Here is a 20,064-nt window from a genome sequence, read left to right on the forward strand (position 1 = left end):
GGTCCTGAACACACAAAATGGATCTTAATTGAGCAATTTTAAAATGGCCGCTCGTTTTTTAATTACAGATGAGTCTGCCTTAGCTTGCAACCGCTCTTTGTCTGAGAAAAGGTATTTATACTTTGCTTTGGTGATTTTTATATTATAATCATCTATGTTTCCACTTACATCTACACCGGCCTTAAATGGCATTGGCGATTTTAATACACTGATATGATAGTCGTATGACATGTCTAGGTTTTGAATGCCACCTACAGCCACTCGGTACCTATCTACGGTTATTAAAGATGGTAATATTTCCATGGCTTCATCCTTCACTATAAATTCAAAAGCTGCAGAATCTACAAAGTTTCTATCCTTGTTTTTGAACATTAAGGTTTTTGATAACTGCTGGAAATTCTCATCATCTAATATCACTAGGTTTTTACCTGCAATACGCCCTATGGCCGCTACAGAAGGAAGCTGTACTTCCATTTTGCTATCAAGTTTGCTTTTGCCTTTAACTTTAAAATTCACATGCCCCTCAAAAGATTTGGTCATAGGCAGTAAAGAATCCAATTCAGGAAGCAGCGTTACCAAGTTAGAGAGGTCTATATCGTCAAGGTCTAAGTCAAAATAAACATCAGCATTGGTGCTATCTTTAGCTACATAATTAACCGTAGCTTTTAGGTTAGCAGCCATGGTCTGCATTATTAGGTTTTGAAGTTTTACATGCTGATCTTCAATTTTTATAACTCCATCTATGTTATTAATATCCAGGTTTCTATAATGCACTTTGTCTATTTTACTGTCAAAAGTAAAATGCACTCCTTTTGGTATTACTATAAGAGGGAAGGCGATAGTGTCATTAGGAGTTTCTTCCTGTTGTTGTGCAGTAGTGGCTAGGGTAGTTGTGGAGTCCGTTTTGTTGGCCTGATCCTGAATATTGATTAATTCATTGACATCTATGTATTTTGAATAAAGAGAAAGCTCTGCTTTTAATGGGTGTTTCTTTAAAAACACTTTATCTAAGTCATATACTTTACCTGTGAGTTCAAAATCTGAGTTTCCTATGTTTAGATGTGCGTGTGCTAATTCTATAAAACCCTCCCTGAGCTGCACAGAGGTAGAAGGCAGCTGCATCCATTTTGGGAATGCAGGGGTGAAAATGTAAACCTTAGAAAAAGCAATGTCTCCGATGGCAGGCCAGTGCTTAGGGCCTTTTTTCACTATCTTAAAATCATACTCACCTTGTGTAATTCCTACAAAGTTTTCTAAGTATTTAAGTCCTATTGAATCTATATTGAAGGTGGTAGATATTTGTGGTTGCAGAAGATTTTCTGCTGTTGGTCCAAAATCAACCGTAGAGCGTATATTACTAGCTTTCACCTTTATAGTATCAGCAAGGTTAACCTTGGTGCCCTTAATGAAAATGGAAGATTTTACTTTCGAAATAGCAGTAGAGTCTTTAGCAGGAAGTGCACCAAAGCCCCAGTACAGTGAATCTGTTTCTAGAGTAAGGCTGTTTTTTATGTTAGCTTTTAGCCCTTTCACTTCAAGTAGTCCTCCTAATAATTTATTGTCATTCTTGAACTTCTGGATTTGCCCAAACCTTAAGTTTAGTTTTGGTAGCTCTGCTATTATACTGTCTTTTTTATAATTGATTTTTATGCTAGTAAGGTTAGTGTGTCCTTTTAAATCTATTTTTCCGTAGTCTTCATTCAAAATGTCATTTTTAAATGCTTTGCCAGTTACATCTATTTCTAAGTTACCGGCTATCTGTAGATCAGGAACTAGAGGGAAAGCCTTGTAAATTTCTTGAAGGTTTATATGTCCTTTGCTGTTAGCGTTGATGTCTGTATTCCTAAATAAATCTTGAGCCGAACCAGTGAGGTTAAGTTCTGATTTGCCCGCTCTAAAATGAAATTGATTAACTGTTATTTTACTCTCTTTATTAGTTGCCGAAGCATGAAAATCTATGTCGGCTTCTAGTTGGTCTATTTTAGTAGGGTTGTTTAGTGTAGAAAGTGAGCCATTTTTTACTAGCAGCTTAGCGGAGATATCGGGGCGTTTGTGGTGCCCATAAATGCCATTTACATTGGTGCTAAAGTTTACGGTTCCTGATGTAGTGAGCCCCCCTAAGTTAGTTTCCATTTGCTTGGGTAGTAAGCCAAGTACTGTTTCTAACGAAGGGACATTTAAGTTGCTTTCAAGGTTCATTTCCACCTCATGTGCATCGGGATGGTGAAGAAAATGGCCTTTCAAATCAAAAGCAATGTCTTTTATTTTAAAACTGGTGTTGTTGAGAGTGGCAGTATGTTGGGTTTTATCTATTGCAATTTCTGTTGAAAGTTGAAAGGGTAAATTATCAACTACTTTACCTTTTTCGTTGATAAAAGAAATGCTTTTGGCCTCTATTTGGGTTTTTAAATAACTGTTATTTTCATTTCTACTTACTTTTAAGTCTATGTTGAAGTCCTGAAGATGCGTGTATATTTTCGTCAACATGTCTTTATAAGTAACTTGGGCATGTGTAACCGATAGCTTTTGTAGATTAAAGTCTATGTTGAAGGCTGCCGTATCAGTTTTTTGCTGTGTAGTATCTTCAATTGCTGTACTAGGTTTTAAAATATCCCAATTGGTATTGCCCTCAGCATCCATACTTGCATGTATAATAGGACTATCTATAAGTACATGTTTTATCTTAATTTTTTTGTCTTTAAGGTAGGCTATAGGGTTAAATGCTACTTCACAGCTTTTGAAGGACAGTAATGAGTCAATACCAAATTTGTACTGAGAGCACAATAAAGAGTCTGTAAATTGGCATTCTCTGGATAAGGTTCCATTTTTTATTTCAAGGGTGAACCTAGGGAAAGACGAAAAGAAGGTCAATTCTATTTTTTCGGCATCAAGTTCTGCATTTAGTTGCTCATTAGCTTGCTCTATAATTATAGGTGTAATTTTTTCAGGAGTAAAAATTACGTTTAAAGCTATACTTATCGATAAAACTAAAAGTAAAAGCAGTGCGATAGTGACAAAGGCCAAGTCGCGCATTATTTTTTTCATTAATATTTTCATAAAGGTGATTTCAATAGTAAGAGTAAATGGGGTTTAGATGCCTTCGAGCCATTTAAAAAATAGTGGAGCTTTTTCTTTACTTACGGTCACACTTTCATCTTTGGCTACCTTAAGGTTAATCCATAATTTACGGCCTAAATGGTTGCTAACATCTATGATAGCATCTCTGTGTATTAGCGTCTGTCGGTTGGTACGAAAGAAATTCGTATCAGTTATTTTTTCTAATTCATCTAAAGTCTTTCTGATGATATATTTCTCTTTATTAAATGTGGTAAGGTGAACGATATTATCTTTCAAGTAGAATAAAGCTATTTCTTGTACTTTTATAGGCAGTATTTTGTCTTTGTAGTGCACCAATAAAGTTAATGGCAAACCCGAATTTCTGGATTCAAACAATTGGTTGAGCTGGCCATAAGAAACTTCACTTTTTTGTTCGTAGCCTGTTATATTTCTGAACTTAGTTAACGCAGCCTCTACAGAATGTGAGGTAAATGGTTTTAAAAGATACGCGATACCATTAGCATTAAATGCACTTAGTGCGTATTCATCATATGCCGTGCAAAATATGACGGGTATGGTAAGGTTTATGGTTTCAAAAATTTCGAAACTTAGCCCATCGCCCAGTTGTATGTCACTAAAAATTAAATCAGGCATCTCATTATTTTTAAAGTAGTCCATACCCGATTTTACCGATAGTATTTTGGCTACTATGGTAATGCTTTTATCTAATTCCTGAAGAGTTTCTGCTAAGTCTTCGGCAGTAAGTCTTTCATCCTCTATTATAACTATCTTCATCTTTTAATAATTTGATGCTCACTGAAAATTGGTTATTAGCTTCTTTTATTAAGATATCATCTCCCGAAAGTAACCTGTAGCGTTCTCTTAGATTGTACAGGCCTTGGCCTGTAGATATTTCATTGATATGCTTTGGTTGCAAGTTATTACTTACTGTTACATACTGCTGATCTATTCGCACATGAATATAAAGGGGCTTTTCTTCTGTTAATTCATTGTGCTTAATAGCATTTTCTAATAATGTTTGAATGGCAAAGTATGGCACAAATTTACTATTCCCCATTAAGTGGGTGTTGTCAAATTGACATTTAAGCGATTCGCCAAACCTCAACTTTTGCATAGCTATGTATTCATTGCATAGGTTAAACTCATAATCTAACGTTACCAATTTTGAGGTAGGGTTTGAAATAGATTCCCTTAAGAAGTTAGCCAAATGCACCAAGTATAGTTCACCTTTTTCTAGGTCTTTTTTGTATAAAGATTTTACCGTATTAAGGGCATTAAATAAAAAGTGTGGATGTACCTGCTGTTTTAGTAACTGGTTGGAGGTTTCACTTATGATAGATTTTAATTTCAGGTTTTCAATTTCAGCATAGAGCTTAGAATTTTGAAGGAAAATATACTTGTAAAGAAAACTGAAAATAAAAGTACTGATCCAGCTGGTGAGCAATATTATAATGGCCACTCTAGGATTAAACCACGTGTTAGTTGGTATTCTTGTTAGTGGCTTAAATAGTAGTGTTATTAAAAAATGGATACTGGGGTTTATAGCGTAAAGAGATAAATACCTGAATTTTGTAAACTGTTTTAGAGAGCTGTTACTTAAATCAAAATGTTTTGAGTTTAAGGTGATGAATGTGATAAGACCTTCAATAAATAATAAAGTAAGCCCCATCACGGAATATATAACCGCATTGTACGTGGGCATTTTACTTATAGAGAAAAATATGAATGAGATCAGGTTAATTAATAGGGAAACAATGAAGTTTACCTTTAATAAATCTGAAGAAAGTGGTCTTTTATTCATATAACAGTACTTATTTGTCTAATCCTTTCCAAAACGGCAAAAATGACACATCGAACTTAATATAAGGACTTATTTTTTGTTCATTTTTAACAAAAGGGTCTGTCGATTTATTTTGCTCTAAAATTTTGGATGACATAACAGAATTAGCCCCTGCTGCAAGAGTAAATATCATCTTGTTAGTGATTAATCGTTCGTATGCCAGCCCGGACTGTAATTCTAAAGTAGAGAAAACCGAATTATAGGGTAGGGGAGATTCTAGTTGCATTAAAGCCAAATTACCGGTTAAGTTATTGGAGAACATCACAGCTGCTTTGTCATTGCATTGTTTTCTAAACGTAACACGCGATGGGTCAATAAAAATATCCATAGAAGCATTGAAACGGTGCTGATAGCTAATCATGGGTATAATAGGAAATGGAGCAGAGGGATCTAGAGATAGTACAAATCCAAGCAGTAAAGAAGTGTTTTCATTCTTCTTTACTGGAGCCATAGCCAGTCCTGTGAAAATAACTTTGTTTTGTCCGCTCTCTGGGTCTATTATGCCTGATACTATAGCGTTGGAGATAATGGGCAAATGGCCTATAGTATCCATACGAGTCATAATAATGGAGCCATTGATGACTGTTTTGTCAATATCTACTTTTTCTTCATTAAAAGCAGGGGTATAGCTTTTCATTTTATCTAAATGAAAAGTTTGATGCTTGAAGCCAATATTTGAAGAAAACTTATTCTTCTTAATATGGAAGGCTGATGCAGTAAACTGTCCTGAATATCGCATGGCCATGAGCTTCGCATCAAAAATATCACTTCCGTCTAATTTGGAATTAAAATCAGTAGATGATATAGCTTCAGTAGAAAAATGTGCTTGTCTTAAAGATGGATTCTTTAGTGCCATCTTAGACATATATACGAGGGTGATCGAGTCTTTATAATGCTTTATTTGAGCTGCAGTAGGGGCTTGCCCTACTGCACTCAAACTTATTAATAATGTGAATATTAATAATGTTATTTTTGGGATCGAATTCATAGGTTAACTAGGCGTGTTGGGTCGTAATGTTAGGAGTACTTTTTGAAAACCTTTCTTTCAGGTTTTCGATAATGATGTACATGGCAGGTACTACAAAGAGTGTAAATACCATTGAACTTGAAAGCCCTCCAATAATAACCCAGGCCATTCCATTCTTAATTTCTGCACCAGGGCCACTAGCTATAGCTATGGGTAGCATACCCAAGATCATAGCCAGCGTAGTCATTAATATAGGACGCAATCTTTCTTTGCCGGCTTCTAATAATGCTTCGGTTACAGATTTGCCCTCTTCCTTTAATTGGTTAGTAAAGTCTACAATTAAAATGGCATTTTTGGAGACTAACCCAAGTAGCATTATTACCCCGATAATAGAAAATATATTTAAGCTCTCCATGGTAAGTGCTAAGGCTAAAAATGCCCCTATAAGTGCTACGGGTATCGAAAATAATACTACAAAAGGATATATAACGCTTTCGTAAAGAGCAACCATAATCAGGTAGACCAATATAATAGCCGAAAGAAGCGCAAGTCCTAAACTACCAAAGGCCTCTCCTTGATTTTTTACATCGCCCAAATACTCAATAGAGATGCCCTTAGGTAGCGTCATTTTGTTAATGCCTGCTTTAATATCATTGGCCACAGAGCCTACAGGCCTACCAACTACATTGGAGTTAACAGTGATGGAGCCCATTCTATCACTACGTTGTAGTACACTTTCGCCCAGAGCGTATCCTACTTCAGCAAACTCACTGAGCATAAAAGTTTGTCCATCATTATTAGTGAAAGATAAGTTTTTAACATCGGTGATGTCAGACTTACGCTCTGGCTCCATACTAATGTTAATGTCATACTCATTGCCATATTCTTTGAAGGTGTTCTGCTTATTTCCGCTGAAAGCATTTTGTAGTGCCCCTCCAACCTGCGAGGCATCAATTCCAAGTATGGTCATTTTATCTCTGTCGAGCTTAACCTCTATTTCCTGCTTTTGGTCTTTTACAGAGAGCTCTACAAACTGGGTGCCTGGTACTTGGGTCATCAGTGCCTGTATAGCTTCTGCTGTCTGCCTTACCTTGCCCAAGTCTATGCCTAATACTGCTATTTGAATAGGCGCTTGCCCGCCTCCACCAGTAATAGAAACAGCCGAAGAAGTGACTTTAACGCCTGGTGTGGTGGCAGTGATTAGTTTTTGCATTTTCAAACCAAAGGCTTGAGAGCTGATGTTTCTTTCTTTTTTATCTACAAGAGAGACTGTTAGCTGCGATAGGTTGGCATTATTGGTAGTACCAGCCACACTACCACTCACAAAACCTACGCTAGAGAATACCTGAACTACTTCGGGTTGATCTAAAATGATTTTTTCGGCTTGCTGTGTGGCTAAGTTAGTTTGGTAGATAGAAGCCGTAGGCTCCAGCTCTAAGTCTATGTTTAATTCACCCTTATCTGATTCTGGAATAAATGCAAAACCTATAAAGCCATAACCTATAAGCGTAAATGACCCTAGTATTAGTAAAATAACAGCAGATAATAACCAACGTTTTTTGCCAAGTAAATAGGCCAGTAGCTTGGCGTAATCATTTTTTATATTTGTAATGAGGCCTTCAAAGCCAAGATTAATTCTTCCCCAGAGTGAATCCTTGGTGAGGTGTTCGAGTTTTCCAAAACGACTGGCGAGCAACGGAGTCATAGTAAAGGATACAAACAAACTCATTAGCGTAGAGAAAACTACCACTAAAGAAAACTCTTTAAGGATATCACCTATTAACCCACCGCTGATAGCTAAAGGCAAAAATACCACCACATCAACCAAGGTGATGGCCATAGCCGTAAAACCAATTTCATTTCTTCCATCGAGGGCAGCTTTTCGCTTTTTAGATCCCATTTCCATGTGGCGGTAAATGTTTTCTAACACCACTATGGAGTCATCTACCAGAATACCAACTACAAGAGAAAGCGCCATCAGCGTCATCATATTAAGTGAGAAGTCGCACAGGTAGATAGCTATGAATGTGGGAATAATGGAGCAAGGCAATGCTACCATCACAAATAATGAACTTCTAAGGCTATGCAAAAATGCCAGCATTACTATACCTACAATGACCACAGCTAAGCCCAAGTCTTCCATTACGGCATTGGCACTGGCTAGTGTATAGGTGCTTTGGTCGTTGCTAATTTCGAATTTTAACTTCTCTTCTGCGTAGCTTTTCTCTAGTTCCTCAAATTTTGATTTTATTAAATCGCTTACGTCTACAGCATTGGCATCACTTTGTTTTACCACTTGAATACCTATTGATGGCAGCCCATTGATATGATTAATGGCTGTGATTTCTGCCGTGGCATCAACCACATTGGCTACATCTTCAAGGTAGATGGTGCTAAAGTGATTTTGGAGTATAATAAGTTTTCTTATTTGCTCAATAGAAGAGAGGTTAGCATCAAACCTAATGGCTACCGTTTGTGCCTGTGTTTCTACTTTACCGGCAGGAAAAGATTTATTGGCCTTGGTAACAGCTTGTGTTACTTGGCTAATATTGAGGTTGTACGCTTTAAGTTTCTCAGGAGAAACATTGACTCTTATTTGTCTTTCTGTACCTCCAATGATGTTTACTTTACCCACGCCTGGCAGGTTTTGAAGTACAGGCTTTATTTCATTGTCCACCAGGTCATAAAGTGAGCGAGGTGATCTTTCTGAGGTAATTCCAGCTCTTATTACAGGTACTTCATCAAGGCTTATTTTAGATACCAAAGGTTTGTCTGCATCTTCAGGGAGGTCGTTTATTATCTGGTCGGCCTTGCGCTGGATGTTGCGCTCGGCTTCGTCAAGGTCAGCAGTGCTTTTGAGGTTAATACTTATTTGTGATACACCCTCTTGAGATTTGCTAGAGATTTCATCCAAACCTTCTACAGAAGCAAAAGCATCTTCTAATTTTTTAGTTACAGAACTTTCAACTTCAGAAGCTGAGGCCCCAGGGTAGGTGGTAGTTACACTTACTGTGTTTACTGTGATATCTGGGAGCAGGTTATAGTTAAGTTTAAAATAACACATTACCCCAAAAAGTATGAGCACAGTAAATATTACCAGTATTAATAACGGTCTTTTAATTGCAATTTCTGAAATAGACATAATAAGATGTGGTTATTGAGCAACTTTAACTTCGGTGCCATTTTTTAAATTAATTTGACCTGTGGTGACAATAATGTCTCCATCATGAAGTCCATCTAGTATTTCTACTCTATCTACAATGCTGCGGCCTGTGGCCACCTGAGTTAAAGTGGCGGTACTATTTTTGACTAAATAAACCGTTGGTTGCTGCTGGTTTTCTATGAGTGCAGCCCTGTCAATGGTTAAGGTTTTGTCTTCAAGTGTTTGAGATAAGTCTACATACACAAATGTGCCCGACCTTAAAGCATATTTATCTGAATTGTTGAGCGTAATTTCTACAGGGTAATTATGAGCATCATCAGCTTGTGGGCTAATAAAACTGATAGTGCCCTTAAAAGTTACCCCAGGGTATATGTTAGTGGTAATGCTCACTTGCTGATGGAGTTCTACCTGATATACTTCAGTTTCTGTAAGGCTTACTTTTACTTTTAGAGTGGAGAGGTTAACTACGCTCGTAAGCTCATTTCCTGCATTGGCAAAAACTCCTTCTTCTAGTTTTTTGCTAGCAATGGTGCCTGTTATCGGTGCTTTTATATGGGCATCGCTAATTTTTTTTCTGAGCTGAGCCGCTTCGTTTACTGCCAGATCATAATTTTCTTGTAGTTCCAACACTTTTTCTTCTGTGGCTGCATTGCCTTTATAAAGCTCTGTGTAGGTTTCTAAATCTTTTTTGAGCTTAGTGATTTTTGTTTGTGTTTTTTCTAATTCAAGTTGGTTAGACTTATTATCTACTATGGCCAATACTTGACCTGCTTTTACCTGATCGCCCAGCTCAAACATTACACGTTGTACTATGCCACCCACAGGCAATACTACATTGCGTTCATTTTCACCTATGATGTGACCTGTTTTTTCAATGGTATATTTTATTGGCGTATGGTGCGCGGTATCAGTTTTTACAGGTATTACTATTGAGGTTTTGTCTTCAGCCTGATTTTGTGCATTGATTTTCCTTTTGTTTACAAATAGCTGGAAACCAATTAATATGACTACAACCAATACTATTATGACTATGATGTATTTTCTCTTCATGGTATAATTTATTGCAATGTGTTATGGAAATTTTTTAATGTGCCTTTAGCTTGCTCTAGTGATATGATTGCCTCATAGAATGAGTATAGAGAGCTGACATAGTTTGATTGAGACTCTTTAAGCGTGCGTTGAGTATTTAACCAATCTGTTAAATCTGTAGTGCCTTTGTGGTATTGTAAGTCCACCGCTTTAAAAACTGACTCTGAAAGCTCTAAGGTGCGTAAGTCATTATCCATATTAGCCTTAGCTTTTATCAGTTGGTTGTTGGCATTTTCATATTCCATAGTATATGCCTGCTCGTCAAGTTTTAGATTGCCCTGTGCTGTTAGTAGTTGGTAATGGGCTTGCTTTACTTGGGCACGTTTCTCAAAACCTGTAAATAGTGGTACGCTTAGTTTTAAGCCTATCGCAGAGTATTCGTTAAGGCTGCTAAAACTTTCAGATACATTGTCGCCAAAGCCTACGCTTCCATATTTAGCATAGCCAGTGAGCTTAGGCAATCCTTTTAGTTTCAAGCGTTGCTCGTCTATCATTAACTGCGATATGTTATTTTCCGAAAGCTTATAATCAGTTCTGTTCTTTACCTGATATTCAGTTTCTTCAATACTATTTTCTAAAATGGGTATTAAGGTTTTTAAAGATGTGGTGTCAATTTCAATGGCATCAGTTAAAGGGTATCCCATTTCTAACTTGAGCTGATTCTTAGAATTTTGTAAAGTATTCTGAGCTGCATTAAGCTGCGACATAGCATTGAGGTAGTTGACCTTAATTTTATCACCATCAACTTGTGTAAGCACCCCTTTGCTTACCTGTAGCGAGGCTATTATATCTTGCTCTTTGTACATATTGAGGTTAGCACTGAGGTACTCTACCTGCGCTAAGCTTACTAATACTTGTGAGTAGGCTGATGAAATATTGTAAATAAGCTTTTCATCATTTTGAGTTTTGTTAAGCGCAGCCTCTTGCTCTACATATTTATAAGCTTTAAAGGAGGTGATAAGCCCTTGGTCATAAATGGTCTGATCTAGCTGTGCAGATACATTGAGGCTATACTGTTTGGTGAATGCTACACGCTGATCTTCTGCAGCGCCTACCAATGCACCCGGTATTACAGAAGTCTGTACTTTTAGGTTGTCATCGAAAGCTCCGTTAAGGTTGATGTGTGGCAAATAGGCCGATTTACCTTGCTGAATGGAAGCTTCGGCATCTAAGATTTTATTGTTATAAATGCGGTTGCTTTCATGGTTGGCAAGGCCATAGTCGATACATTCTTTTAATGTTAGCGCTTGCTGTGCTTCTGCGTGTGTCCAGCACAGAAAAGCTAGTAAGCTAGCTACAAAATATTTAGCGTATTTAAATTTATTGTTCATAACAACTCAAAAATGAAATCTTTTATAGGTCTATTAAAGTGGTTAACTTCTGAACCAGACAAATGAAGTGCTGAACCAGAAAAAAAATAGGCTTAATCAAATGGGGTAAGCGGGTGATTTAATGCTACAGTTATATGCTATCATGCGATGATTGAAATAGTATTGATTATGAGTTTAGGTTCAGTCATGCTGCAAACCTAAAATAGTATGAATCATTATTTAGGATAATTAGACCAACCTAAGATTAAATTATACGAAATCAATTAATTATATTTCGTATAATAAATGAGAGGTTTCGTATAATAAAAAGGATTGTTTCTCTTTAGGAAAGGTAAGTTTGTAGATTGAAGTAATTGCTAAATAAAACCTAAAACGATTTGCAGCAAGACGAATGGCATATAGAGGAAAGTGACTTGATTCTAAACTTTCTAATTAAAGATAAATATAGAATATATAGGCATTTACTAAGTGTAGTGGGTTTTTTGCTTGTTTTTATTTACTCCAATATAAAGAAAGAATATGCAGGAGCTTATGATACATATAGTATGCTGATTATGTATTCAATTGTGATGGGCATGTTTTACTTTAACATGTACAAGCTAATGCCGGACTTTCTTTATCAAAAACACTATGGTAGTTATTTGCTTAGCTTGGTAGGGTGTTTAACGGTTGGTTTTATTGTATCTAAGGTATTGCATAACTGTTTTATTGAATCTCATAGAATAGTACCAAGAGAAGTGAGTTTGACGCTTAAAATTCAGTTTTTATACTTTTTGGTTTATTTAATGCCTTTTATTTTTTCATCTACAGCGCTTAAGATATTGCAGCGGTGGGTAATAGATAGGTCCAAAATAAAAGAATTGGAAAATAGAGCATTAAAAATTGAGTTAAAAGCCTTGAGAAATCAAATTAACCCTCACTTTTTATTCAATATGCTTAATAACCTGAATGTTCTTATTCAAAAAGATCAGGAAAAAGCATCTCTTATTACTATTAAACTTTCTGATTTTTTAAGGCATCATTTATATGAAAATAACAAACCTGCGGTGTTTCTTTCTGGGGAGGTAAATTTTATCAAAGACTTTTTGGAATTAGAAAAAATTAGACGTGATGATTTTAATTATTACGTAGCAGTAGACCATTCTGTACAGCGCTCGGTACAGGTGGCACCTAATATATTCACCGTTTTTGTAGAAAATGCTGTTAAACATAGTGTTGACCCTGAGCATAGTTCTTCAATAGAAATTCTCTTTACGGTAGAGCAAAATAGTTTGGTTTTCGACTGTAAAAATTCTAAATCTAGAGAATTTGCCGTACCTACTAATGGTTTAGGCTTAGATAATGTAAAACGCAGGCTAGAGCTCATGTACGAAGACCGGTATATGCTAAATATTAAAAATGAAGATGCTTATTATCAGGTTTTACTAAAATTACCATTATGAATTGTATAGTTGTGGACGATGAGCCTTTGGCCCGAGAAGGTGTGGTGGCATTGATCGAAAAACATGCTAACCTTAATTGTTTAGCGGTGTTTAACAATGCCATAAAAGCAGAACAATTTCTACATAATAATGAAGTAGACCTTGTTTTTTTGGATATAGAAATGCCTGGGGTTAATGGTTTAGATTTCGCCAGAAATATTGATAACTCCAATACACTAATCATATTTACGTCTGCCTATAAGGAGTATGCCATAGAGAGCTATGCCATTGATGCTATAGATTATCTCTTAAAACCTATTCTGATTTCACGCTTTGATAGGGCTGTTAAAAAGGCTTTTGCTTTTCATAAACTTATGAAAGACGAAGCCAGTGAGGTGAGTGACATTACGGGCGAGTATCTTTTCATCAAATCAGACAGGAAATACTTCAAATTGCTTTACAACAATATATTATTCATTGAGGGCTTAAAGGATTATGTTATCATTCACTTAAATGATGATAAAGTAATAACCGCTATGAATTTAAAAACAATACATAGCCGGTTGCCTCATGACCAGTTTTTAAGGGTAAGTAAGTCATATATTGTAAATGAAAGCAGTATAGATTCTTTTGATAATAATACAATATACATTAGAGAGCATGAGCTGCCAATAGGGAAAGTATACCACGATGACTTTTTTGAGAAGTTTTTAGGGAAAGATTGGCAAAACCATAATCGATAGCATGATATAATTATTCGCAGCAAGTCCCAACCCTTTCACCTTCAAATGTGTCTAGTATTTAATTCAACGTTCTCCACGTTGATACTTATTTTATAACATTAGAACAAACAATTTATTTGAATGGTGTGAATTATAATATGTTTTACGCTAAATATGCAGCTTAGAATAGTGTAGTGCACCAACTTGGATAATAAACTTACCCTATATGAAACAAAACAATTTTAAATTAATCATTCTGCTTTTTACTGTAATAACTGGCGCCACTTTGACTTCGTGTAACGATAATGATGGTGTTAGTGATGCTGAGCAATACGATAAAGAACAGGCTTTAATCAGTGAGTATCTCACAGCCAACGGGCTTACTGCTAAAACCGATACTTCTCAAGCCAAATTAAAATATATTATTAATACAGAAGGTACCGGAGACTATGGTACCAGAGATAGCGTTGGGCTGGTAGATTTAAAAGGTAATTTACTAACAGGTGAGTCTTTTCTTGATATGGATAGTACATACTTGAGAATTGATTACCAATACTGGATCACAGGATATTATTTATTGATGCCATACTTAAGAGAAGGCGGAGAGATGAGCATGTTTTTACCTTCATTCTATGCTTACGGAAAAGGTGGGTCTACAGATGGTAGCGTACCAGGAAATACACCAATTAAAGTAGACGTAAAGTTGAGAGAAGTGGTATCTTCATTGGAGTATGAGCAAAGAGTAATAGATGCATATTTGGATGAAAATAACCTTACCGCGCAGATAGATAGTGTTAAAGGCCTAAGATATATTATAGAAGAGGAAGGTACCGGTAATAAACCGACTATTTATGATGATGTAAAAGTAGACTATGAAGGTTATTTATTAGGATTAGATACGTCTTTTGATGATGGAACAGACGTGCAGTTTGATTTAACTAACCTAATTGATGGTTGGAAAATATTAATGCCTTATGTGAAAGAAGGCGGAACCATTACTATGTTTATACCTAGTAAGTATGGTTACGGCTCTGCAGGCAGTGGTTCTATACCAAGGTATGCTACTTTAAAGTTTACCGTAAAGCTAAAAAGTATAGTGCTTTAAATAATTGGGAAGTCGGTAATGCCGACTTCTTTTTTTTGTTCAATGTTTGGGATTAAGCGTTGCTGAGTTTGAGCTTTCCTAGGGCTAGGTCTTCATTAAAGTGACCAATAGAGGTGGTTTTTAGCATGGTGGAGATGTCTTGTCGGATCTTCTTAAAGTCTTCATGTAATGGGCACGGATTTTTTTCAGAGCAATTTGCCAAACCCATGCCACAGCCTGTAAATATTTTCTCTCCTTCTAAACAGGCTACTATGTCGGCTATGGGTCTTTCCAATCCGCTTTCACTAAGGTAGAATCCTCCTGACGGCCCTTTAGCAGAGCTGATAATGCCTTTTTTGCTTAACTCTTGCAGCACTTTAGCTAAAAAGTGCTCGGGAGAATCTACCTTTTGAGCTATTTCTTTTATGCCTACTTTTTTTCCTTCTTGAGAATTTTGAGCAATATAGAATACAGCCCTCATAGCGTATTCGCAGGTTTTGGAGAATACTCCCATATATAAAGTGTTAAGTGGATGAGGGTATACGCACTTTAACTAGTTTAAGTTTTGATCTTTTCTAAGATATTTTACCTTCTTTAGCTAGTTCACGCTTAATTCCTGTAATAATATCTTGTTCATATACTATATTTTCTTCCCTTTTAAGAGTCATAAGTGAGCAATATCTTAGTACGTTACCAATAGATGCGCCAGAAATTTCATAGTTTTTAGCTAAGTCTCTGAGTTTAATGCTTTTTTCTAACGTAAGATCATCAGCGAAGGCTTTGCGCCATAGTGTATACCTTTCTTCTACTCCAGGCATAGGGAAGTATATTACTGATTGAAAGCGCCTGAGAAATGCTTTGTCCATATTAGCTTTTAGGTTAGAGGCCAAAATGATCATTCCCGGATAGTCTTCCACTCGCTGTAGTAAGTAAGACACTTCTTGGTTGGCATACCTGTCATTAGAGCTGTTTGTCTGCGTTCTTTTGCCAAAAATCGAGTCTGCTTCATCAAAAAAGAGTATCCAGTTTTTGTTTTCCGCAGTATCGAATATGTGCTTGAGGTTCTTCTCAGTCTCGCCTACATACTTTGATACCAACATAGATAAGTCTATATGATATACTTTCATGCCATGCTTATTGCCCATGAGTGTGGCAGTGAGGGTTTTTCCTGTACCCGGAGGGCCATGAAACAATGCCCTGTAGCCTCTTTTGAATTTTTTGCTCAGGTTGTTCATTTGTTCCAAGTGACTGTGGTGAGACAACCACGCAAAGAGCTCGTCTAGCGATTCTTCGGTATCGTAATCCAAAACAAGGTCTTCCCAAGTGAGCTTTGTTTCCAATAATTTGGCGGGGAATCTACCGCTGAAGTTAGGCTTAAATTCTGTTTTATAGAAAATAGTATGTAAGCATTCATCAGTAGGTACTATTCTACCTGTTAATGGAGGCTCATCTAGCGGAGTAGGGTGGAGGTGTAGCAGGTTGTGTTTGTATAACTTATTATCGTTGTCAAAAATATTTTGTAGCTGAATACGCTCGCTGATGCTATTGCCAGAGCACAGAAACATAGCCGTTTCACCAGTAGGTAAAAAGGCACTGGTATTTTGACTTATACGGCCTCCAATTTGCGTAAAGGTGGTATTGGTAAAATTGTTCTTTAGGTAAAGCGGATCTAGGATTTCTGCTTTTAAATAACTGCTAAGTGAGAGTAAAAGCGTTATTCTTTCGTATGTGTTTAACTGTGTTTTTACCAAAAGTTGCTCGTAGCCTTCTTGCGAGTCAGCATCGGGTAGCTCAAACTTACAACTTAGCTCAGCTTCAGGAGCCTCGCATAATTCATTTAGCCTGATAGTAATCAGATTTTCTAGTTGCTCGAAGTCTTTTTCAAGCAAAGTGTGATTGTTCATAAAAACTAGGAATTAGCATTATGGGGAATACAATAATAGTAATTTAGATTAAGTTTAAGAACTTGTTTTATTTTTATTTACTAAGACTTAATGAGTTTTTTGTCTTGTGCTTTGTTCCCCACCTCACTTTTGTGAAATAGCAAAGAAATAATCTTTAAGGTTTAGCAGAGGAGTTTTTTAACTGATGTAAGTCATGAGTGTGCTGAGTGAGTTATAAATCCACCATATAAGTGTATAAAGTACAAATAATTGAAAGTTGTAGTATTAGCAGAGTAGTCTCTCTTATAATTAGTAGTAATGACCTCAATCGCCTTCTTTTAATGCAGCAACATGTAATGAATAAACTGGTACGCTGGCTAAACTAATGTTAAGGGCTATAATGTAGGTTTGAAACACACTAAAAGCAAAAGCATATGTTGTAGAAATCTATTGTACATCATCTTTTGTCTTTGAGTTGGCCATAAGTTCAACCTACAATTAACAACTCATGATTAATTTATTTAAAAAACAGTCTCCCTATTTCGAGGGGAGAGGGATTAGCATTCACCAAATGCATAATGTTGCTTTTGCGGCATTGTTAGTTTTATTGTTTTCAGTGCAGCTGAAAGCACAAAAGCATGTTGAAAGCCTCGATAGGGGTCTGGTAGCTGTAAGGGTAAATACCAGCAAGGTATTTGTTTCTTGGCGTATGTTGGGTACTGACCCTACAAATGTATCATTCAATTTATACCGCAATGGAGTGTTGCTCAATAGTACTCCCATCAGTAATTCTACTAATTATGAAGATAACACCAGCGCTAGCGGTACTTATTCTGTACGCCCTATAATAAACGGATCAGAGCAAGAAGCTTCTAAATCAGTAGGCGTCTGGTCTCAGCAATACCTCACACTAAATTTAAACAGACCGGCCGGAGGTACTACCCCCGATGGTGTTTCATATACATACAGTCCTAATGACTGTAGCGTAGGAGACCTGGATGGTGACGGTGACTATGAAATTATTGTGAAATGGGATCCTTCTAATTCTAAGGATAATAGTCAAAGTGGATACACCGGTAATGTTTATTTAGATGCGTATACTTTGGAAGGAAATCAGCTTTGGCGAATTGATTTGGGTAGAAATATTAGAGCTGGTGCTCACTATACGCAATTTATGGTTTATGATTTGGATAGTGATGGCCGAGCTGAAGTGGCATGTAAAACTGCAGATGGAACCATAGATGGGCGTGGAAACGTGATAGGAAGCTCAAGTGCTGACTATAGAAATTCTAGAGGTTATATTTTGTCAGGGCCTGAGTACTTAACCATTTTTAATGGATTGACTGGTGCAGCAATGGCTACAACTAATTACCTACCAGCAAGAGGAAGTGTTAGTAGTTGGGGTGACAGCTATGGCAATAGGGTAGATAGATTTTTAGGTGGTATCGCTTACTTAGATGGAACTAGACCGAGCCTTCTCATGTGTAGAGGGTATTATACCAGATCGGTGTTAGTAGCTTGGGACTGGAGAAATGGTCAGCTCACAAGAAGATGGACATTTGATTCTAACAGTTCAGGAAACAGCGCTTATGCAGGCCAAGGAGCACACAGCCTTACTGTAGGTGATGTGGATAATGATGGCAGAGATGAAATAGTTTACGGAGCTGCTACTATCGATGATAATGGTACCGGCTTATATTCTACTAGGTTGGGGCATGGTGATGCTTTGCATATGTCAGATATGAACCCTGATAGACCAGGACAAGAAATATTTATGGTGCACGAAGAGCCTGGAAGTTACGGTTCTCATGGAGTAGAGATGCATGATGCCGCTACGGGACAAATTTTATGGAGCCAATCAGGAGGAGGAACTGATGTAGGTAGAGGCGTAGCTATGGACATAGACCCAAGATACAGAGGATATGAATCGTGGGCTTCTCGTGGTAGTCTTGCAGCTAGCAATGGTCAAATTATTTCGTCTAGCCGACCTTCTCCTATAAATTTTGCTGTTTGGTGGGATGGAGACCTTATCAGAGAAATTTTAGATGATACTAAGATAGATAAGTGGGATTATAATAATTCACAAACAAGCAGACTGTTAACAGCTTATAACTATGGTGCTGCCTCTAATAATACAACTAAAGCTACGCCATCATTATCAGCTGACCTGCTAGGAGATTGGAGAGAAGAGGTAATTTGGAGACATAATAACAATCAACAATTACTTATTTTTACCACCACTATACCTACTACAAATAAGCAATATACGCTAATGCACGATACACAGTACAGAACGGCTGTGGCTTGGCAAAACTCGGGATATAATCAACCTCCACACCCAGGCTTTTTCTTAGGGTATGGTATGGCTGCGGCTCCAGTGCCAAATATAGTGGCAGTGGGTGGTGATAGCTCTCCGTTTGTGCAGCTAAGTGCCGAGGGTAGTAATAACGCTATTGAGTTAAACTGGAGCTCACTAGGCATTGCTAACAGCTACCAAATATATAGAGATACTGATGCAGACCCCTCAGGCAGAGTGCGTATTGCAACGGTATCTAATAGCTACTCAAACTATATAGATAACAGTGTTGAGAATGGAAATACGTACTATTACTGGGTGAAAACAGTAGATACTTCTGGAAATACCATAAATTCTAATGTAGCAAGCGCTACAGCTGGAGCTAATGTGTCAGCAGGGGTTTACATCATTAAATCTAAAATGAGTAATATGGTGTTAGATGTGGCAGGTAATAGTACCGCTAGCGGAGCTAACGTACAGCAGTGGGGTTATGCCGGACAAACGAATCAGCAGTGGCAAGTGACACCAAGAGGGGATGGTTACTATTCAATAATAGCGGTACATAGCGGCAAAGGCTTTGACATAGCAGGAGCCTCTCAGGATAATGGAGGAAATTTACAGCAGTGGGGAGCTGGAGAAGAAGACTGGCAGCAAGTCGCCTTAGAAGCAGTTGATGATACTTACTTTAAAATTGTAGCCAAGCACAGTGGAAAGTGCTTAGATGTTTATGAGCATTCTTTAGAAGCTGGTGCCAATATTGTGCAATGGGATTGTCATGATGCAGATAATCAATTGTGGTCATTTGAATCTATTAATGGTGTTAACAATGCCCGTAAGATAGAGTTAGATAATAGTTCTGAAAATTTAATTACATTTTATCCAAATCCATCTGACAAAATGCTACACTTGCAGTTAAGTGGAAGTGAAAGGTCTATGACTTTTAGTATTATTGATGTTAATGGTAAGGAAGTGAAAATAGGCACGCTTAATTCTGAACATACGCAAATAGCGGTAGCAGAATTAAATGCTGGAGTTTATACTATTATCATTAAAGATGAGCACGTTACAGAGCACCATAAATTGGTGATTAATCATTAAATAAAAGAAACTGCAAGTAACTCGGCTATTGCATAATAAGTCTGTTTTGGGTGAAATAAGGCTTTATATTAGGTTTAAGTGAAAGTTTAGCC

General features: G+C 37.0%; 13 protein-coding genes. 4 read left to right on the forward strand and 9 right to left on the reverse strand.

The window, feature by feature from the left end:
• Window positions 1–24 precede the first annotated feature (24 nt).
• Genes ACXACQ_RS14030 through ACXACQ_RS14060 form a run of 7 tightly spaced genes read right to left on the reverse strand, consistent with a single transcriptional unit; the run spans window position 25 to window position 11,468 of the window.
• Complete coding sequence (locus ACXACQ_RS14030; RefSeq protein WP_474976582.1) at window positions 25–3,045, reverse strand: AsmA family protein; 3,021 nt, start codon at window positions 3,043–3,045, stop codon at window positions 25–27.
• A gap of 45 nt (window positions 3,046–3,090) precedes the next feature.
• On the reverse strand, window positions 3,091–3,852 hold the full coding sequence (locus ACXACQ_RS14035; RefSeq protein WP_474976583.1) for a LytR/AlgR family response regulator transcription factor: 762 nt from the start codon (window positions 3,850–3,852) through the stop codon (window positions 3,091–3,093).
• On the reverse strand, window positions 3,827–4,879 hold the full coding sequence (locus ACXACQ_RS14040) for a sensor histidine kinase (RefSeq protein WP_474976584.1): 1,053 nt from the start codon (window positions 4,877–4,879) through the stop codon (window positions 3,827–3,829). Before ACXACQ_RS14040 ends, ACXACQ_RS14035 begins: the two co-directional genes overlap by 26 nt.
• 10 nt (window positions 4,880–4,889) lie before the next feature.
• Window positions 4,890–5,906 carry a hypothetical protein gene (locus ACXACQ_RS14045; protein ID WP_474976585.1) on the reverse strand — a complete coding sequence of 339 codons (1,017 nt, stop codon included), beginning with the start codon at window positions 5,904–5,906 and terminating at the stop codon, window positions 4,890–4,892.
• 7 nt (window positions 5,907–5,913) lie between these two features.
• Window positions 5,914–9,027, reverse strand: a complete 3,114-nt coding sequence (locus ACXACQ_RS14050; RefSeq protein WP_474976586.1) for an efflux RND transporter permease subunit — start codon at window positions 9,025–9,027, stop codon at window positions 5,914–5,916.
• Window positions 9,028–9,039: 12 nt separating this feature from the next.
• Window positions 9,040–10,098, reverse strand: coding sequence for an efflux RND transporter periplasmic adaptor subunit (locus tag ACXACQ_RS14055; protein WP_474976587.1), 1,059 nt, complete (start codon window positions 10,096–10,098; stop codon window positions 9,040–9,042).
• An 8-nt stretch (window positions 10,099–10,106) separates the two neighbouring features.
• A complete protein-coding gene (locus ACXACQ_RS14060; RefSeq protein ID WP_474976588.1) occupies window positions 10,107–11,468 on the reverse strand; it encodes a TolC family protein in 1,362 nt (453 codons plus the stop codon).
• A 377-nt stretch (window positions 11,469–11,845) separates the two neighbouring features.
• Between ACXACQ_RS14060 and ACXACQ_RS14065 the strand changes: the two genes are divergently transcribed.
• From ACXACQ_RS14065 to ACXACQ_RS14075, 3 genes are all read left to right on the forward strand, one after another.
• Entirely contained in the window at window positions 11,846–12,910 is a 1,065-nt protein-coding gene (locus tag ACXACQ_RS14065; RefSeq protein WP_474976589.1) for a sensor histidine kinase, read from the forward strand.
• Window positions 12,907–13,632: a LytR/AlgR family response regulator transcription factor gene (locus tag ACXACQ_RS14070; protein ID WP_474976590.1), complete on the forward strand. Its 726-nt coding sequence runs from the start codon at window positions 12,907–12,909 to the stop codon at window positions 13,630–13,632. The genes ACXACQ_RS14065 and ACXACQ_RS14070 overlap by 4 nt, the downstream gene beginning before the upstream one ends.
• A gap of 205 nt (window positions 13,633–13,837) precedes the next feature.
• Entirely contained in the window at window positions 13,838–14,716 is an 879-nt protein-coding gene (locus ACXACQ_RS14075) for an FKBP-type peptidyl-prolyl cis-trans isomerase (RefSeq protein ID WP_474976591.1), read from the forward strand.
• A 52-nt stretch (window positions 14,717–14,768) separates the two neighbouring features.
• On the opposite strand, the gene ACXACQ_RS14080 is transcribed toward ACXACQ_RS14075, so the two are convergent.
• Together ACXACQ_RS14080 and ACXACQ_RS14085 are read right to left on the reverse strand one after the other, a co-directional pair.
• Window positions 14,769–15,209 carry an RrF2 family transcriptional regulator gene (locus ACXACQ_RS14080; RefSeq protein WP_474976592.1) on the reverse strand — a complete coding sequence of 147 codons (441 nt, stop codon included), beginning with the start codon at window positions 15,207–15,209 and terminating at the stop codon, window positions 14,769–14,771.
• Window positions 15,210–15,270: 61 nt separating this feature from the next.
• The gene (locus tag ACXACQ_RS14085; protein WP_474976593.1) at window positions 15,271–16,599 is read right to left on the reverse strand and encodes an ATP-binding protein; all 1,329 of its coding nucleotides are present in this window, start codon (window positions 16,597–16,599) and stop codon (window positions 15,271–15,273) included.
• A gap of 487 nt (window positions 16,600–17,086) precedes the next feature.
• Between ACXACQ_RS14085 and ACXACQ_RS14090 the strand changes: the two genes are divergently transcribed.
• The gene (locus tag ACXACQ_RS14090) at window positions 17,087–19,972 is read left to right on the forward strand and encodes a rhamnogalacturonan lyase family protein (RefSeq protein ID WP_474976594.1); all 2,886 of its coding nucleotides are present in this window, start codon (window positions 17,087–17,089) and stop codon (window positions 19,970–19,972) included.
• Window positions 19,973–20,064: the final 92 nt, after the last annotated feature.

The organism is Fulvivirga sp. AWR4_260 (assembly GCF_056158185.1).

What these genes read in the sequence shown, in the direction of transcription:
- ACXACQ_RS14080 (WP_474976592.1), bottom strand. Translation starts at nt 15,209, where the DNA reads ATGGGAGTATTCTCCAAAACCTGCGAATACGCTATGAGGGCTGTATTC.
- ACXACQ_RS14050 (WP_474976586.1), bottom strand. Translation starts at nt 9,027, where the DNA reads ATGTCTATTTCAGAAATTGCAATTAAAAGACCGTTATTAATACTGGTA.
- ACXACQ_RS14035 (WP_474976583.1), bottom strand. Translation starts at nt 3,852, where the DNA reads ATGAAGATAGTTATAATAGAGGATGAAAGACTTACTGCCGAAGACTTA.
- ACXACQ_RS14055 (WP_474976587.1), bottom strand. Translation starts at nt 10,098, where the DNA reads ATGAAGAGAAAATACATCATAGTCATAATAGTATTGGTTGTAGTCATA.
- ACXACQ_RS14060 (WP_474976588.1), bottom strand. Translation starts at nt 11,468, where the DNA reads ATGAACAATAAATTTAAATACGCTAAATATTTTGTAGCTAGCTTACTA.
- ACXACQ_RS14090 (WP_474976594.1), top strand. Translation starts at nt 17,087, where the DNA reads ATGATTAATTTATTTAAAAAACAGTCTCCCTATTTCGAGGGGAGAGGG.
- ACXACQ_RS14030 (WP_474976582.1), bottom strand. Translation starts at nt 3,045, where the DNA reads ATGAAAAAAATAATGCGCGACTTGGCCTTTGTCACTATCGCACTGCTT.
- ACXACQ_RS14045 (WP_474976585.1), bottom strand. Translation starts at nt 5,906, where the DNA reads ATGAATTCGATCCCAAAAATAACATTATTAATATTCACATTATTAATA.
- ACXACQ_RS14085 (WP_474976593.1), bottom strand. Translation starts at nt 16,599, where the DNA reads ATGAACAATCACACTTTGCTTGAAAAAGACTTCGAGCAACTAGAAAAT.
- ACXACQ_RS14070 (WP_474976590.1), top strand. Translation starts at nt 12,907, where the DNA reads ATGAATTGTATAGTTGTGGACGATGAGCCTTTGGCCCGAGAAGGTGTG.
- ACXACQ_RS14040 (WP_474976584.1), bottom strand. Translation starts at nt 4,879, where the DNA reads ATGAATAAAAGACCACTTTCTTCAGATTTATTAAAGGTAAACTTCATT.
- ACXACQ_RS14075 (WP_474976591.1), top strand. Translation starts at nt 13,838, where the DNA reads ATGAAACAAAACAATTTTAAATTAATCATTCTGCTTTTTACTGTAATA.